Here is a 15,043-nt window from a genome sequence, read left to right on the forward strand (position 1 = left end):
ATGCATTTGAAGGAGAGTAACCATGCGCAGCGATATCATGAAGAAGGGGCTCGAGCGCACGCCGCACCGCAGCCTCATGCGGGCAACCGGGCTCAAGGACGGGGATTTTGAAAAGCCGTTCATCGGCGTCTGCAACTCCTACACGAACATCGTTCCCGGTCACTGCCATCTGAAGAAGGTCGGCGAAATCGTCTGCGAGGCGATCCGCGAGGCAGGCGGCGTCCCGTATGAATTCAACACGATCGCGGTCTGCGACGGCATTGCGATGGGTCACACCGGCATGAAGTATTCACTTGCGAGTCGCGAAATCATCGCCGACAGCGTCGAGACGATGGGTTCGGCCCATCCGTTCGACGCGATGATCTGCATTCCGAACTGCGACAAGGTGGTTCCGGGCATGCTGATGGGCGCGATGCGGCTGAACATCCCGACGATCTTCGCTTCCGGCGGGCCGATGCGCGCGGGCCACACCCCCGGCGCCGCGCATGACACCGACTTCAACTCGATCTACGAGGGAGTCGCCGCCCGCGTGGTCGGCAAGATCGATGACGAGCAGCTGCATGAACTCGAATGCACGGCGTGTCCGGGCGCCGGATCCTGCTCGGGGATGTTCACGGCGAACAGCATGAACTGCCTCTGCGAAGCGCTGGGAATCGCGCTTCCCGGCAATGGCACGATCGCAGCGGATTCGCCCGAGCGGATCGACTTCTGGCGCCGGGCGGCGTTCCGGATCGTAGAACTTGCGAAGATGGAGAATCCGCCGCGCGCGAAGGATTTCGTGACCGCGAAGTCGTTCCGCAACGCGCTCGTGCTCGACATGGCCATGGGCGGTTCGTCGAACACGGTGCTTCATACGCTGGCGGTGGCGAACGAGGCGGGCTTGAAGGTCGATTTGAAGGATCTCGACGCCATTTCGCGCGAGACGCCGAACATCTGCCGGCTTGCTCCTTCGCGCGGCGAGTTCCACATTGTCGAACAGTGCAACAAGGTCGGAGGAATCATGGCGATCTTAAAGGAGATCGCGAAGAAGCCGGGGCTGATCGACGGCTCCGCGCCGACGATTTCGGGCCTGACGCTCGGCGAACAGCTCGCGGCCGCTCCGGATGCGGACGGCACCGTGATCCGCACGCTCGACAATGCGTACAGCGAAAAGGGCGGGCTGGCGATTCTCTTCGGCAACCTCGCTGAAAACGGCTGCGTGGTCAAGGCCGCCGGCGTCGATCCGAAGATGCTGACCCATCGCGGCCCGGCCGTGATCTTCGAGAGCCAGGAGGAGGCGTGCGAAGGCATTCTCGGCGGCAGGGTGAAGGAGGGCGACGTGGTCGTGATCCGTTACGAGGGGCCGAAGGGCGGTCCCGGCATGCAGGAGATGCTTGCTCCGACCTCGTACATCATGGGGCGCGGGCTCGGTTCATCGGTCGCGCTCATCACGGACGGTCGTTTTTCCGGGGCGACTCACGGCGCCTGCATCGGGCATGTGAGTCCCGAGGCGGCGGCGGGCGGGCTGATCGGCCTGGTCGAACCCGGCGACATGATCGAGATCGACATCCCGAACCGTTCGGTGCGTCTGGATGTTCCGGATGCGGTCCTTGCGGAGCGCCGCGCAAAGTGGCAGCCGCGCGAGCCGAAAATCAAGACCGGTTATCTTGCGAAGTACGCCTCGCTCGCGACCAGCGCCGATACCGGCGGCGTGCTGAAGGTTCGCTGAGGCGGTTCCGGAAGAGCGCGGTGAAAGCCGCGCTTTTTCTTTGCCGTTTCGCGGAAATTCTGAGGTGTGATGGCTGAATATTGCAAATCGGCAATTGAAATTTTCCGGAGAGGAGGTATATTAATCGACTGGTGCTTTTGATTTTTTTACGGCGGGCGTCGGAACCGGCCCGGAATAAGTTGCCTTTAACTGGAGTTGGAAACTTAATATGTCATTGTTCAGCAGCGGAAAGTACTCCACCTTGCGGATGCCCGCCCACGGAGAACGGAAAATGATCATCCCGGACGGGTCGTGGGTGAAATGCAAAAGTTGCGGCCAGACCCTCTATACCGACCGGCTCGAGGACAATCTCCAGGTCTGCTGGTATTGCAACTGCCATTTGCCGATGAACGCGCAGACGCGCATCAAAACCCTGACCGATCCCGACAGTTTCGTCGAGATGGATGCGGCTTTGCGCAGCGTTGACCCGCTCGGTTTTGTGGACAGCAAACCCTACGGCGCGCGCCTCGAGGAGAGCGTGAAGAAGACCGGGCTTGGCGACGCGATCGTCTGCGGTTCGGCGACGCTCGGCGGGAAACCGTTCAAGCTCGGCGTGATGGACTTCCGGTTCATGGGAGCCTCGATGGGTTCCGTGGTCGGCGAAAAGATCGCGCGTCTCGTGGAAGCCGCGACCGCGGCGAAGGAGCCGGTGGTGCTCGTGACCGCTTCGGGCGGCGCGCGCATGCAGGAGGGAATCCTTAGCCTCATGCAGATGGCCAAGACCTGCGGGGCGCTCGCGCGCCACAGCGAGGCGGGGCTGCCCTACATTGCGATTCTGACGAATCCGACCTACGGCGGCGTGACCGCGAGTTTCGCGGCGGTCGGGGATGTGATTCTGGCCGAGCCGGGCGCGATGATCGGTTTCGCCGGGCCGCGCGTGATTCAGGAGACGACCAATTCGAAGCTGCCGGAAGGGTTCCAGACGGCGGAGTTTCTGCTCGACAAAGGGTTGATCGACCGCGTGGTTGAGCGCAAAAATCTGAAAAAAGAGCTTCAATTCCTGCTTGAAATTTTCTGAAAACAGGATATACTATAAAACGCGATACGAATTTTGCCGCCGGGTTGGACCTCGTGCGTTGTCAAATGGGTATACCGAGTCAGGTGGGGAACCAAGCAGCTCAATACATGCTTTTGACAAGCCACGGGTCATCTGATCCGGCGGCTCTTTTTTTGTCTTTTTCAGAACACTGCCGCTGAAGGAATTTGCAATCCCTGAATTGCGGGGGTATGGTATTCTTGGGAGCAGAAAGCGATTGATTCGGCTGACCGGTACCGGGAGGTTGTGAAATGAGAATCGAGTGTTCGCATGGGTCTGAAGTCCGGAAGAGTCTCGTACCGGGCATCATACGGAATCTGTTCATCTTCTTTTTCTTGACTGCCTTTTTGATGCCGCTTCCGGCGGCTCCTGCGGCAACGGCTTTGACGCAGGAGAGGAAGGTTTCCCGCAAAGAGGTCATGGGTGTGGTCGATCCCCCGAATCCGTTTACGGGTTCCGCAATCTGTTATTCTCTGAATACGAGGCAGGCCGGAGAGAGTTTTACCTTCTCGAAATGGCAGACTTTCAAAAACCACGCCGACGGCCTCGCGGAATTCAACCGGGTTTCCGCCGGGCTGGAAACGCATTGCAAGGTCAAGGGGGAAAGGACGTTGTCGAACGATCCGACGATGGTGTTCCGTTTCAGCAACGGCAGGGTCGTATTGAAGCTGAATTGCGATTCTGAATCCAGTTCGCTGGAAATCCGGGGGGATTTGACGGACCTCGAAGAGCCCGGGAAAGCCATGGGGCTGTGACGAGGAAGGAGGCGCGATGCCGAAATTTGGACAACGGGCGACCTGGCTGCTGAAACAGCCGTGGTTCTGGATCGTTCTGCTCGATCTGATCTGGGAGTTTCTCCTCTGGCCGCTTCTTGATTCCCCGCGGATTCTTTATCCGGTTCTGCCGGTGAGCTGGTATGACCACTGGGAGGAGTTCGCGGCTTTCCGGCTGTATGGATTTCTGGCCATCGGGTCGGGTTTTCTGGTGCTTTCCTCGCTCGCAATCACCATTTCCGCCTTGTTTGCCCGGAACGCGCGCGACTGGAAGAAGGCGGGGATCGTGTTCGGCTGTATCTGCCTTGTGCTTTTTACTTTCATCGCCGGAATGCCGCCGCTGGGGCGCGCCACGGAACGGGCTCGGCGTATCTCCTGCCGGAGCAATCTCAAGCAGATCGTTCTGGCTTTGTCCTGGTATGCCGACGAGAACGGCGGCGCATATCCTCCCGATCTGCGAACGCTCTCCGATACGGGCGTTCTGTCGGACGAGGCCATCTACCGCTGTCCGAGCCGGTGGCGCCCGAATCCGGAGTGGAGCGACTACGAATACTTCGGGCAGGGGCATCGTTCCGATGAAGCGCCGTTCCTCATTCTGCGCGACCTCGCCGGAAACCACCCCGGAGCTTATCGCAATCTCATTTACTCCGATCAAACCGTCTCCTCCGGGCGGGGCGAGAAGAAGTAACCCGTTTCGTCCGGCGGCGGAGGGCGCCCGGCTTCGTTTCCGGGTCGCGAAAAAGCGCGGGTTTTTCCCGTGCGCCATTTGTAATAAGGCCGGAGAGAGCATATATTTATCGACGGCCCGGAATCGGAGAATCTGCCGGGCGTTTCGAAATCATTCACCGTTTTTTTTGAGAGGGAGACTCTTTTACCTATGACACGCATCGACGGCCGCGCTCCGGATGAGCTTCGCAAGATCATCATTCACCCGAACTATCTCTCACACCCGCTCTCTTCGGTTCTGATCGAGTGCGGCGGAACCCGGGTGATCTGCGCGGTTACGGTCGAAGCGAAAGTTCCGCCGTGGATGAAGGCGCAGAAGGTCCCCGGCGGCTGGGTCACCTGCGAATACGGCATGCTCCCGGCGTCGACTCACGAGCGCATGCGGCGCGAAGCCTCCGCCGGGAAACAGGGCGGACGCACGATGGAGATCCAGCGGCTGATCGGCCGCTCGCTGCGCGCAGTGGTCGATCTGAACGAACTCGGCGAAAACACCGCCAGCATCGACTGCGATGTGATCGACGCCGACGGCGGCACCCGCACCGCGAGCATCACGGGTGCGGCGGTCGCACTCGGACTCGCGTGCCGCAGCGAATGGGGACGGGCGAATTTCGCGGGCTGTCCGCTGCGTGAGAACGTCGCGGCGATCAGCGTCGGAATCGTCGGCGGCGTGCCGATGCTCGACCTCTGTTATGAGGAGGACTCCTCCGCCGAGGTCGATATGAATGTGGTTATGACCGAATCCGGAAAACTCGTCGAAGTTCAGGGAACCGCCGAGGGAGCGCCCTTCTCGCGGAAACAGCTCAACGAACTCATCGATCTGGCCGAACACGGTTTGAAACAGATTTTCCGGATTCAGAATGAGGTGATCGCTTCCGTCGTGCCGCCTCTGACCGCGGCCGAAGCGACCGGTGACCTGTTCGGGGAGTTTTAAGCGATGAGCGAATATCAGGTAATCGCCCGGAAGTGGCGTCCGCAGTGTTTCGCCGACGTGGTCGGGCAGGAGCATGTGGTGCGGACGCTCGAAAACGCGATCCGCAAACAACGGACCGCGCATGCGTACCTCTTCGTCGGCCCGCGCGGCGTCGGCAAAACCACACTCGCGCGCATTTTCGCCAAGGCGATGAACTGTCTTGATCCGCAGGACGGCGAACCGTGCTGTAAATGCGCCTCCTGCCGCGCGATCATGGAGGAGAGCAGTCTCGACGTGATCGAGATCGACGCCGCCAGCCGCAACTCCGCCGCCGATATGCGCGAACTCGCCGAGGATGTGATGCACCAGCCTGTCGCCGGGCGTTACAAGATCTACATCATCGACGAAGTCCACATGCTGACCGCGCAGGCATGGAACGCGCTGCTCAAAACCGTCGAGGAACCCCCCGCCCATGTGAAGTTCATCTTCGCGACGACCGAGGTGCACAAGGTGTTGAAAACCATCATCTCGCGCTGTCAGCGGTTCGACCTGCTGCCGATCCCGACCCGCCGGATCGCCGAACGGCTGCGGCTGATCGCGGACCGCGAGGGCGTCGCGATCAACGACGACGCGATCAACGCCATCGCGCGCGCGGCAGAAGGCGGCATGCGCGACGCGCAGTCTCTGCTCGATCAGATGATCGCGTTTTTCGCGCAGGGGGATGGGAATGCGATCACGGGCGAACAGGTGCTTTCGCTCTTCGGGTTGACCGACCGCGCGGATCTTGATGCGATTCTGCTGGCGATGCTGCGCAACCAGCCCGGCGAAGTTGTGAAAGTCATCGCGAACCTGTCGAAGAAGGGGAAGAATCTGGAGACGCTTTTCGACGATCTGCTCGAAGCGTTGCGGGCGGTGCAGCTCTGTGGAATTCTCCCCGATCCGGGCGAGGTGCTGAACGAGGCGCCCGAGACGATCGAACACTACCGCAAACTTGCGAAGATCGTCCGTCCCGATACGCTGCAGATCCTGCTTGAAACCGTCGCTCCCGTCGGCCGCGTCCTGCATGATGCGCTCAATAAACAGGTTTATCTTGAGACGATTCTGCTCAAGGCGATGCGCGAGGCGCATGCCGTTCGGATCAACGATTTGCTCGCCCGACTGAATCAGCTGCGCACCGCGGGCGAACTCAAGTTTCTCGAACAGCTCCCCGCCGAGATCAAACCCGCCGCTCCCGAAGTCGTGGTGATCGAGCGCCCCGTGGCAAAGGCGGAAGCCGTGCCTGCGCCCGCTCCTGAGCCGGAAGCAGTGGCCGAACCGGAGCCTGCGCCGATCTCTGAGCCGGAGCCTGCTCCGGAACCGGAATCAGCGCCTGAGCCGGAAGCTGCTGCTCCGGAACCGGAATCAGCGCCTGAGCCGGAAGCTGCTGCGCCGGAACCGGAATCAGCGCCTGAGCCGGAAGCTGCTGCCGGGAGTGAACCTGTCGCGCCATCCGCCACCGGGGATGAGGCGATGCAGGAGTTCGATGCATCGACCGGAGAGACGGTGGAAATTCCGCTTGAGATGCCGTTGCTGCCCGAGGAGGACTCCGCGGAGAAGCTCGCTCCTGAAACGAAGCCGGGCCGCCGCAAACGGCGCAGCATTGCAAACGACAATCCGAAAGCGCTCGAAGATGCGCTCCAGGATCCGGTCGTTCACGAGATCGTCGATCTCTTCGGGGGCAAAGTCGTGGATATTCACCGTCCGGAGCCGTAACTCCGGCTCCGGGATCGGACGCGGAGAGCGCGTTTTGTTCAGGAACGCGCGATCATCGCCTCAATCGGTTTGACGGCCTCGCGCAGGATCTCTTCGGAGAGTTCGATGCGCGGGGCCATATTTTTCAGGCAGTCGCGGACGTTCTCGAGCGTGATTTTCTTCATGTCCGGGCAGATCATCTCCGGCTGGAGCGGATAGAACTCCTTGCCCGGATTCTCCTTGCGCAGACGGTGCAGAATCCCGGATTCCGTGCCGATGATGAACGCCTTGTCAGACGACTCCCGGACGAATTTCAGAATTCCGCCCGTGCTGAGCGCCTGGTCCGCGGCGGCGACGACCTCCGGCGTACATTCCGGGTGAACGAGCACCTTGGCTCCGGGGTGGGCGGCGCGCGCTTCGGCGATCATCTCCGGGGTAACGCGGTCGTGCGTCGGGCAGCAGCCGGGCCAGAGATCCATTTTGCAGTCGAGTTTGCGGTTCATATTGCCGCCGAGATTGCGGTCCGGCAGAAAGAGGACCTCCTGTCCTTCCGGCAGCTCGGAGATGATTTTCTCGGCATTGCCGGAGGTGCAGCAGAGATCGACGTGCGCCTTCACGTCGGCGGTGGTGTTCACGTAAGCGACGAGAAACGCCTCCGGATGCGCGGCGCGATAGGCCGCAACCGCGTCCGCCGCCGCCATGTCCGCCATCGGACAGCCCGCGTCGGGATTCGGCAGCAGCACGACCGAGTCGGGAGAGAGCAGCTTCGCGGTCTCGGCCATGAAGCGGACGCCGCAGAAGACGATTGTCTCGGCTTTCACGTTCTTCGCCTTGATCGAGAGTTCGAGCGAGTCTCCGGTGAAGTCCGCAATCTCCTGAAGTTCGGGGCGCACGTAGTTGTGGGCGAGAATGACCGCGTTGCGTTCGGTCTTGAGCTGTTTGATTTCTTCGATCAGATTCATCTGTAAACTCCTGATGTGGTTGAAATGTTGAAAGGTTTCCTCCCGTCTATTCCGGGGAGAAGCAGCGACTGCAGCGCCAGAAGGTTTTGCCGTCCGGCAGTTCGATGAGAAGATCCGAACCGTAATGGTCGGCCAGACTCCGGGCGACTGCGCCTGTTCCGCTGTGCTCGAGCGCAAAGATGTCCTCGACGGCGGCGAGCCGGATCCGCAGCAGAGCGTACCGCCCGCTTGCGAGGTGAAGTTTCAGCGCTTCCCGGAGCTCGGCCGGGTCGGAGAATTCGGCCCTGCTCCCGATTTTGACCGGCTGATCCTTCGCGAAGTCGAGCGTCAGAACCGCATTCGGTGCGTAGTCCGGCTTCGCATGGGAACGTTCGGCCTGGCAGTAGACCCCGGCTTTTGCGGCGCTGCGGTCGAACGGGCGGAACGGTTCGGGGGGGCTCTCCGGCTGTACGGCTTCGACGAAGGCGATGCCGGGCGACCAGTCGGCATCCTCTTCGAGCGGTTCGACCGGGAGCGCCTTGCCGTCGAACTCCGCCCCCGGCATGAGCCACGGGGAAGTTGCGGAAGCGACTTCAAATGTGCGCGCCTTGAGCTCCGCAAGCAGAGCTGCTTTCCCCGCTTCGTCGAGTTTCGACCGGAAGAACGCGAAAGGCTCTTCCTGCGCTTCGAGCGGAATCATCGACCAGAGTTCCCCAGAACACGTGAGCACAAGCAGCCGCGCGGGCTGTCGCCGGCGCTCGAAAAAGCGGCTGCATTCACCGTTCAGGAGCGCAACTTCGCGGAACGGCGCACGCAGTACGCGCGGCGTGCCGACTGCGAGGGCGTCTCCGTAGTCGCAGACGGGGATGACCAGCGCCCTGGACTCCTCGCCGAGCTGGTATGCGAGCGCACGGGGCGCCTTTTCCGACAGAGCCGGCCCGGTCGGAAAAAGCGAACAGCCCGCAGCCAGCAGGGCGACGGCGAACGCGGTGGACAACGTATTCAAAACTCTCATAATTTTTCTGCTTTCGATGTTGATCGGGATGACGTGTTATTAACATAATATGGAAAGTTTTTTTTTCAAACCGTGAACTGTTTCCGCCGGGGCTTCCTGCGATAAGGAGCGAGGCCCGGCCGGAGACCGGAAGGATCCAAACCGGAAAATTTCAAAAAAAATGCGGTCCGATGCTTGCATTTTTCAGAAGCGGTTATATATTGTACAACGTTGAAAACGAAAAGTGCGAGTGTAGCTCAGTTGGTAGAGCATCACGTTGCCAACGTGATTGTCGCCGGTTCGATTCCGGTCACTCGCTCCATTTTTCGAATTCACACAGGTGCGAGTGTAGCTCAGTTGGTAGAGCATCACGTTGCCAACGTGATTGTCGCCGGTTCGATTCCGGTCACTCGCTCCATTTTTTTTCTCTTGTTTCCAGATTCCCGCGATCCCGTGTTTGAACGGAAAGGTTGACATCTCATCTGTTGTCATGATTCCACTACGCACGGAGGTGAACCATGATTGCAGAGAATCTTTACCACGCGAACCTGAAGATCACCGGCGACGGTCTTGTCACACTCGAAAGTGCCTGGCTTCTCGCTCTCGCCGAACCGGCGGAATCCGCCGGGCAGCTGCTTGAGGAAGCGCGCGCCTGGGCGGGCGCGGTGGGTGATCCGTTCCGGGTGCCGCTGCCGGACGGCTCGTATGAATTTTCCACGCAACTGTCGGTCGCGGCGATCGAATTCAACCCGGTCAACGCCGGAACCTGCCGCGTGATCTATTCCGGCACCGGATTCGCCGCGGCGGGGGAGGGGGAAGGGGGAGAAGAGACCGGGCCGCTTCTGCCTGTCGCCGTGGGGGAGACGGTCGATACGTTCGGAGCCGACGGTTCTCTGCAGCGGCGCCGCCGGTTCCGCCTTCCCGCCGGAGCAGACAACTCCCTGATTCCCCGGCCGGGCACGCTGCTTGAATGGGAAGGCGGCGCTTTCGTCTGCTCCGCCTGCACCTTGACCGATCAGGGCGTGGCGGGGTGCGAGTTCGAGGTGACTGCGCGTGAAACAACGACCTTCCAGCTCGGCCTGCCGGAGCACGGTTTCGACGATGACGGTTTTGAAACCTGTTCCGTCGTCTGGTTCGTGAGTTCCGAAGCGTTCGACTCCTTTCTTGCGGCCCATCCGGTCGGCGAGCCGGAAGCGTGGGCAGGCGAAAAATTCCTGCTGGTCTCGGCTGCTTCAAAACCCTTCGGAAAGGCCGGATACGAGGTTACGCTGCTCGCCCGCAAGGTCGAGACGCGCTGCATTTCGAAAGTCCGCACGGAGTCGTTTGCGGGGACGACCCGGGCCGGGACGATCCGGCGGAAGATCGTCTGGAACGCCCGCTGGCGCGTCGCTGCGGAGGAGCTCTCCTCGTTTCTCGGGCTGACCGGCACCGCACCGGCCGACTGGCCGGAGGCGAACTGCCTGATTACGGACATCGTACCGAAACAGCTTTCTTCGATGGAATACGAGGTGGATGTCGAGGTGCAGCATCGGAACAATCCCGGGCTGTTCGAGCGATATTCCGTCGACGATCGTTCCGACCTGTCGACGCGGACGGATATCTCCGTGGATATGGCGGATTTTCAGATACAGGCGCAGATGGCCGGATATCAGCTGCTTCCGAGCGGGAAATATATGCCGATCCCGAATTGGAACAGCACTTACGAGTGTCCGCTTCAGACGGACGGCTGGCTGCCGATCTGCATGATCAACGCCACGTACCGCTGTCTGATCCTGACCGTGACCACGTTCAAACGTGGTGACACGAAATCCCAGATCGACGATCTCATCGAGTGGGCGAGCGTCCGCGTGCAGCAGATGTCGGTGGAGGGCATCAACGGCTCTTATCTGCGGATCCGCCAGTCCAGCCGGGAAGTTTTCGACGATGAGGGGAATCTGTACACGCGCATCACCCGCAGCTATCAGCGCGCGCCGGGAGGTTTCTCCTGGAATCCGAACTACTGGGAAGAGCGTTGACATGGCGCACTCCTTCCGCAAGACTCCGGCGCAGCGCCGGGCGTTGAAACTGCTCGGCGGAGGAAGTCGTTACGTGCTTTTGTTCGGCGGGTCCCGTTCCGGAAAAACATTCATCCTCGTCTACGCGCTTCTGGTTCGCGCATTGCGTGTTCCGGGCAGTCGCCATGCGATTCTGCGTCTGCACTCGAACGCGGTTCGGCAGTCGGTGCTGATGGATACGCTGCCGAAGGTGGTTCGCCTGGCATTCCCGCAGCTGCGTCTGAAGGAGTCCGCGCGCGACCAGTTCGTGCGGCTGCCGAACCGCTCGGAGATCTGGTTCGGCGGACTTGACGCGGGGGAGCGGGCCGATAAGATTCTCGGCAAGGAGTTCAGCACGCTCTACTTCAACGAGTGTTCCGAGATCGGATATGAGGAGGTCAATACGGCGCTGACCCGCCTCGCGCAGAAAACGTCGCTCGTGAACAAAGCCTATTTTGACTGCAATCCCTCCGGCAAATCTCACTGGAGTTACCGGCTGTTCATGGAGAAGATCGATCCGGAATCGAATCTGCCGCTTGTCTTTCCGCGACAGTACGCGTCGATGCTGCTGAATCCTGCGGAGAATGCGGAAAATCTCCCCGCCGGATATCTGGAGGAGACGCTTGCCGGACTGCCGGAACGGCAGCGGGCCCGGTTTCTCGAAGGAGCCTGGCTCGACGACATGGCCGGAGCGCTCTGGTCACAGCGGCTCATCGACCGGAATCGTGTGGCGAACGCTCCGGAACTCGACCGGATCGTCGTCGGAGTAGACCCCGCCGTGACCGGCAACCCCGCGAGCGACACGACCGGGATCGTCACAGTCGGACGTTCGAGGGACAATCACTTCTACGTCCTTTCTGACGCAAGCCGCCGGGGGCGTCCGCTTGAATGGGCTGCGGCGGTCAATGCGGAGTACGAACGGTTTCAGGCCGACCGGGTCATCGGCGAGGTCAACAATGGAGGAGAACTCGTGGAAACCGTTCTCCGACAGGTCAACTGGAGTCTGAGTTACAGCTCCGTGCGCGCCACCCGCGGGAAAATCGCCAGAGCCGAACCCGTTGCGGCGCTTTATGAACAGGGCAGGGTGCACCATGTCGGCCGCTTCCCCGAACTGGAGGAGGAGATGACCGGATTCACGCCTGCGAGTTCGGCGAGTCCGGATCGGCTCGATGCGCTGGTCTGGGCGGTCACGGTGTTAAGTTCCGGGAGCGGCGCTTCCCGTCTGATTCCCGCCTGATTTGTTGTATCCGGGAGTGGTAATCCACGTCAAGAAGCTGTACATTATCGGAAAGTCAGGATGGAGATTCGGATTATGAGGTTTTTTTTCTGTATTCTGTCGCTTCTGGGATTGTTGCACTATCTGCAGGTGACAAATATGCTTGCGCTCTTTTGCGGGAGTCTTGCATGGAACGAATTCTGCTCCCGGCTGCCGTTGTCTGAGATGCCGGTTCCGAAATTTCTTTGGTATATTGCGCTTTTCGTCATTCCGCCTTTTTTTTATCTTTCCTGTCTTACGACTCATTGCGTGCGCCTTTCGCGGCTGGTTCGGAAACGGCTGTTTATCGGCGCCTGCGTGGGCGTAGCGCTTTTCATGCCGCTGCTTCTGAGGAGTTTTCCTGCGATTCCGCGCGATATTTGCGTGCTTCTGGTGTTGTGGGCGATTTCGCTGTGGTTTGAGCGGAAAGCGGTCGCCGGCACGCCCGAAGGCGGCGGTGAATCGGAACATGACTCATTCCGTCAATGAACACGAAATGCGCATTCTGCATATCAGGGCGCGGTTCGAGCCGTCCGCCGGGATTACGAACTTCCGTTCCGCCTTTTCCGGAACTCTCCCGGCGTGACACCGCACTCGCGCGTGAATTCGCGGTTGAAATAGAACTCGTTGCTGAATCCGACCGCCGCAGCGACCTCCTTGAGCGGCATTTTGGTGGATTCAAGCAGATTGCGTGCACGCCGGATGCGTTCCTGCCGCAGCAGAGTGTGGAAGGGCCTGCCGAAATGATACTTGACGACATGGCAGCAGTGCGAGGGGGAGAGATGCATCGCCGCCGCGAGTTCGGCCAGCCCGACGTTTTCATGCGCATGTTCTTCGAGAAAGCGGCGGATCTGGTTGCTCTGCCCCTGCGGTGCTCCGGCGCGGTGGCGACAGAGATCGGCGTAATATAAGATTCCCTGTCCGAGCAGTTGCAGCTCGAGCGCGAGATTTTCGTCGAGCAGCTCATCCGGGGAGGGGAGTGTTTCGAAAAGTGTTCTGAGTCCCGGCGTGAGGTCATCCGGAGGAGTCACCCCGGGCGTTCGGAACACCCCGGCATAGAGCAGCAGTACGGGCGAGCCATTGCGCTCGAGTGGTACGATCAATTCAGTCACACCTTTCCAGCAGTGGTGCAGAAACGGTTTGCGCAGCCGGTCTCCCGCCGCTTCCACCCGGAGCATGCACTCCTCATGGCAGCGCCGGTTCCAGCCGGGGAGTTCGAATCGCCCGGAAATGCAGTAAGGGTGCATGTGCATGCCGCGATCGGGAAAGAAGGCGCGTCCATCCTCATGGCAGAGGAGTCCGCGGCAGTCGTGGAGCGTCAGATGGATTCCGCGCCGCCTTTCCAGCGCCCGGAGTCCTTTCCGGAGCATTTCCCCGGGAGAATCAGGATCGATTTTGGGAAAGTTTGTCATAATATTCCGGTTAAAAACAATTTTCTATAAAGATACAGCTTTTTTATGCATTTTCAAATGGATCATGTCCGGGTATACTATATTCCGGAACAAGGGAGGCTTGGAAATCATGACGGATTATGATGTGATCGTGGTCGGCGGCGGTCCCGCCGGAGTCGGAGCTGCCTGGATGGCAGCGGGTTGCGGGGCAAAAACTTTGTTGCTCGAACGCACCGGGCGGCTGGGTGGAACCGCAGTGCAGTCGGTGGTCGGACCGTTGATGGGCGGCGTTGAAAGCCTGGTGGTGGATTCCATTCTGGAACGGATCGGCGGCCATTGCGTCGACTTCCGGCGCGTCGATGTGGAGCTTTACGATCTTTTGCAAGAGCGTGGGGCTGAAATTCTGCTTCACGCATCGGTCAGCGGAGTTCTCCCGGACGGAAACCGGGTGAATGGAGTGGAAGCCGAGTGCCGCGAAGGAAGACGCTCGTTCCGCGCCCGCTGCGTGATCGACTGCACAGGGGATGGGGAAGTTGCGTTCCGGGCGGGAGTGCCGTTCGAGATCGGGCGCGCCGGAGACGGCCTCATGCAGCCGGTCAGCATCATGTACCTGATTGCGGGTGTCGATCCCGTCCGCCGTTTTACCTGCGGCTCCGAGGAGGAGGCGCGCGCAGTGAAGGTGAACGGACGGACATGGGAAGAGGTGGTGCTGGAAGCGCAGGCGGCCGGCCGACTGCCGGAGACGGTCAGTGTGGTTCGTCTTTACGCTGCGGTGCGGGACGATGAAAACATCATCAATGCGACTCAGGTAAATTACATCAACGGGAGCTCGTCGGCGGATTTGACGCGGGCAGAAATCGTGGGACGGCGTCAGGCGTTTCAGATCGTCGACTTTCTGCGGAAATCCCTGCCGGGTTATGAAAATGCGTTTGTGTCACAGATGCCAGCCGCAATCGGAGTGCGGGAGACGCGACGTTTCGAAGGCGTGGCCCGCCTTGAGAAAGCGGATTGCATCGCGGGGCGTATATTCGATGATGCAGTGGTTCACGGTGCCTGTTTCGCGATCGACATCCACAATCCGGCTGGTGGCGGGCAGGCGGCCGGGCGCGATGAACATGAGGTCGGTACGGCCGAGCGTGCAAGGCCTTATGACATTCCCTACGGTGTGCTTGTTCCGAGCCGGGTAGACGGACTGTTGTTTGCCGGGCGCTGCATCAGTGCTTCGCACGAGGCGTTGGCGAGTTGCCGGGTCATGTGTATTGCGATGGCGCTTGGCGGAGGTGCAGGAGCCGCGGCCGCATATGCGGCGAAGAACGGATGTGAGTTGCGTGATGTTCCGGTTTCAAAGATTCAACCGCTGCTGTTTCAGCGAAAATCTTCATAAAAATTGCGAAAAAGTTGTAATTTGAGCTTGAAAAGAGAGGGATGGTGGATTATTTTAAGAATCTGTTGCGTCCCTGCTGAGACGCGGTTGATGAAAAAGCGGGATTGAACCGGTTGAAAAAA

The 15,043-nt window shown here is 60.2% G+C and carries 13 protein-coding genes, 2 tRNA genes and 1 other RNA gene; 13 read left to right on the plus strand and 3 right to left on the minus strand.

Annotation, left to right across the window (positions count from 1 at the left end; genetic code table 11):
• Window positions 1–22 precede the first annotated feature (22 nt).
• The 7 genes from ilvD (at window position 23) to dnaX (ending at window position 6,944) form a co-directional block, all read left to right on the plus strand.
• Complete coding sequence (gene ilvD, locus Q0K10_RS08710) at window positions 23–1,708, plus strand: dihydroxy-acid dehydratase (RefSeq protein WP_294505956.1); 1,686 nt, start codon at window positions 23–25, stop codon at window positions 1,706–1,708.
• A gap of 208 nt (window positions 1,709–1,916) precedes the next feature.
• Window positions 1,917–2,765 (plus strand): acetyl-CoA carboxylase, carboxyltransferase subunit beta, encoded by an 849-nt coding sequence (accD, locus tag Q0K10_RS08715; RefSeq protein WP_366942982.1) that lies wholly within the window; start codon window positions 1,917–1,919, stop codon window positions 2,763–2,765.
• Between the two features lie 42 nt (window positions 2,766–2,807).
• Window positions 2,808–2,906, plus strand: an RNA gene (ffs, locus tag Q0K10_RS08720) — signal recognition particle sRNA small type.
• 128 nt (window positions 2,907–3,034) lie between these two features.
• The gene (locus Q0K10_RS08725; RefSeq protein ID WP_294505958.1) at window positions 3,035–3,538 is read left to right on the plus strand and encodes a hypothetical protein; all 504 of its coding nucleotides are present in this window, start codon (window positions 3,035–3,037) and stop codon (window positions 3,536–3,538) included.
• Between the two features lie 16 nt (window positions 3,539–3,554).
• Window positions 3,555–4,244: a DUF1559 domain-containing protein gene (locus tag Q0K10_RS08730; RefSeq protein WP_294505960.1), complete on the plus strand. Its 690-nt coding sequence runs from the start codon at window positions 3,555–3,557 to the stop codon at window positions 4,242–4,244.
• A 189-nt stretch (window positions 4,245–4,433) separates the two neighbouring features.
• Window positions 4,434–5,213 carry a ribonuclease PH gene (gene rph / locus Q0K10_RS08735; RefSeq protein ID WP_294505963.1) on the plus strand — a complete coding sequence of 260 codons (780 nt, stop codon included), beginning with the start codon at window positions 4,434–4,436 and terminating at the stop codon, window positions 5,211–5,213.
• Window positions 5,214–5,216: 3 nt separating this feature from the next.
• Window positions 5,217–6,944, plus strand: a complete 1,728-nt coding sequence (gene dnaX, locus Q0K10_RS08740) for a DNA polymerase III subunit gamma/tau (protein WP_294505966.1) — start codon at window positions 5,217–5,219, stop codon at window positions 6,942–6,944.
• A gap of 38 nt (window positions 6,945–6,982) precedes the next feature.
• Here dnaX and nadA read toward each other — a convergent pair whose 3' ends face one another.
• A complete protein-coding gene (gene nadA, locus Q0K10_RS08745) occupies window positions 6,983–7,885 on the minus strand; it encodes a quinolinate synthase NadA (protein ID WP_294505968.1) in 903 nt (300 codons plus the stop codon).
• 46 nt (window positions 7,886–7,931) lie between these two features.
• Entirely contained in the window at window positions 7,932–8,879 is a 948-nt protein-coding gene (locus Q0K10_RS08750) for a hypothetical protein (protein ID WP_294505970.1), read from the minus strand.
• Between the two features lie 225 nt (window positions 8,880–9,104).
• Between Q0K10_RS08750 and Q0K10_RS08755 the strand changes: the two genes are divergently transcribed.
• The 5 genes from Q0K10_RS08755 to Q0K10_RS08775 all read left to right on the plus strand — a co-directional run bounded on the left by Q0K10_RS08755 (window position 9,105) and on the right by Q0K10_RS08775 (window position 12,635).
• Window positions 9,105–9,180: transfer RNA gene (locus tag Q0K10_RS08755), tRNA-Gly, on the plus strand.
• 20 nt (window positions 9,181–9,200) lie between these two features.
• Window positions 9,201–9,276 (plus strand) — tRNA-Gly (locus Q0K10_RS08760).
• Between the two features lie 100 nt (window positions 9,277–9,376).
• On the plus strand, window positions 9,377–10,873 hold the full coding sequence (locus Q0K10_RS08765; RefSeq protein ID WP_294505972.1) for a hypothetical protein: 1,497 nt from the start codon (window positions 9,377–9,379) through the stop codon (window positions 10,871–10,873).
• A 1-nt stretch (window position 10,874) separates the two neighbouring features.
• Window positions 10,875–12,128 (plus strand): phage terminase large subunit, encoded by a 1,254-nt coding sequence (locus Q0K10_RS08770; RefSeq protein WP_294505975.1) that lies wholly within the window; start codon window positions 10,875–10,877, stop codon window positions 12,126–12,128.
• A gap of 75 nt (window positions 12,129–12,203) precedes the next feature.
• On the plus strand, window positions 12,204–12,635 hold the full coding sequence (locus Q0K10_RS08775; protein WP_294505978.1) for a hypothetical protein: 432 nt from the start codon (window positions 12,204–12,206) through the stop codon (window positions 12,633–12,635).
• A gap of 53 nt (window positions 12,636–12,688) precedes the next feature.
• Here the strand turns inward: Q0K10_RS08775 and Q0K10_RS08780 are convergent, their stop codons facing one another.
• Entirely contained in the window at window positions 12,689–13,558 is an 870-nt protein-coding gene (locus Q0K10_RS08780) for an AraC family transcriptional regulator (protein ID WP_294505981.1), read from the minus strand.
• A gap of 109 nt (window positions 13,559–13,667) precedes the next feature.
• Between Q0K10_RS08780 and Q0K10_RS08785 the strand changes: the two genes are divergently transcribed.
• Window positions 13,668–14,921 (plus strand): FAD-dependent oxidoreductase, encoded by a 1,254-nt coding sequence (locus Q0K10_RS08785; RefSeq protein ID WP_294505986.1) that lies wholly within the window; start codon window positions 13,668–13,670, stop codon window positions 14,919–14,921.
• The last annotated feature ends 122 nt before the right edge of the window (window positions 14,922–15,043 follow it).

This window comes from uncultured Victivallis sp., assembly GCF_944391105.1.
GTDB lineage: Bacteria > Verrucomicrobiota > Lentisphaeria > Victivallales > Victivallaceae > Victivallis.

Coding starts and splice junctions, on each gene's coding strand:
- ilvD (WP_294505956.1), top strand. CDS start 23: ATGCGCAGCGATATCATGAAGAAGGGGCTCGAGCGCACGCCGCACCGC.
- accD (WP_366942982.1), top strand. CDS start 1,917: ATGTCATTGTTCAGCAGCGGAAAGTACTCCACCTTGCGGATGCCCGCC.
- Q0K10_RS08725 (WP_294505958.1), top strand. CDS start 3,035: ATGAGAATCGAGTGTTCGCATGGGTCTGAAGTCCGGAAGAGTCTCGTA.
- Q0K10_RS08730 (WP_294505960.1), top strand. CDS start 3,555: ATGCCGAAATTTGGACAACGGGCGACCTGGCTGCTGAAACAGCCGTGG.
- rph (WP_294505963.1), top strand. CDS start 4,434: ATGACACGCATCGACGGCCGCGCTCCGGATGAGCTTCGCAAGATCATC.
- dnaX (WP_294505966.1), top strand. CDS start 5,217: ATGAGCGAATATCAGGTAATCGCCCGGAAGTGGCGTCCGCAGTGTTTC.
- nadA (WP_294505968.1), bottom strand. CDS start 7,885: ATGAATCTGATCGAAGAAATCAAACAGCTCAAGACCGAACGCAACGCG.
- Q0K10_RS08750 (WP_294505970.1), bottom strand. CDS start 8,879: ATGAGAGTTTTGAATACGTTGTCCACCGCGTTCGCCGTCGCCCTGCTG.
- Q0K10_RS08765 (WP_294505972.1), top strand. CDS start 9,377: ATGATTGCAGAGAATCTTTACCACGCGAACCTGAAGATCACCGGCGAC.
- Q0K10_RS08770 (WP_294505975.1), top strand. CDS start 10,875: ATGGCGCACTCCTTCCGCAAGACTCCGGCGCAGCGCCGGGCGTTGAAA.
- Q0K10_RS08775 (WP_294505978.1), top strand. CDS start 12,204: ATGAGGTTTTTTTTCTGTATTCTGTCGCTTCTGGGATTGTTGCACTAT.
- Q0K10_RS08780 (WP_294505981.1), bottom strand. CDS start 13,558: ATGACAAACTTTCCCAAAATCGATCCTGATTCTCCCGGGGAAATGCTC.
- Q0K10_RS08785 (WP_294505986.1), top strand. CDS start 13,668: ATGACGGATTATGATGTGATCGTGGTCGGCGGCGGTCCCGCCGGAGTC.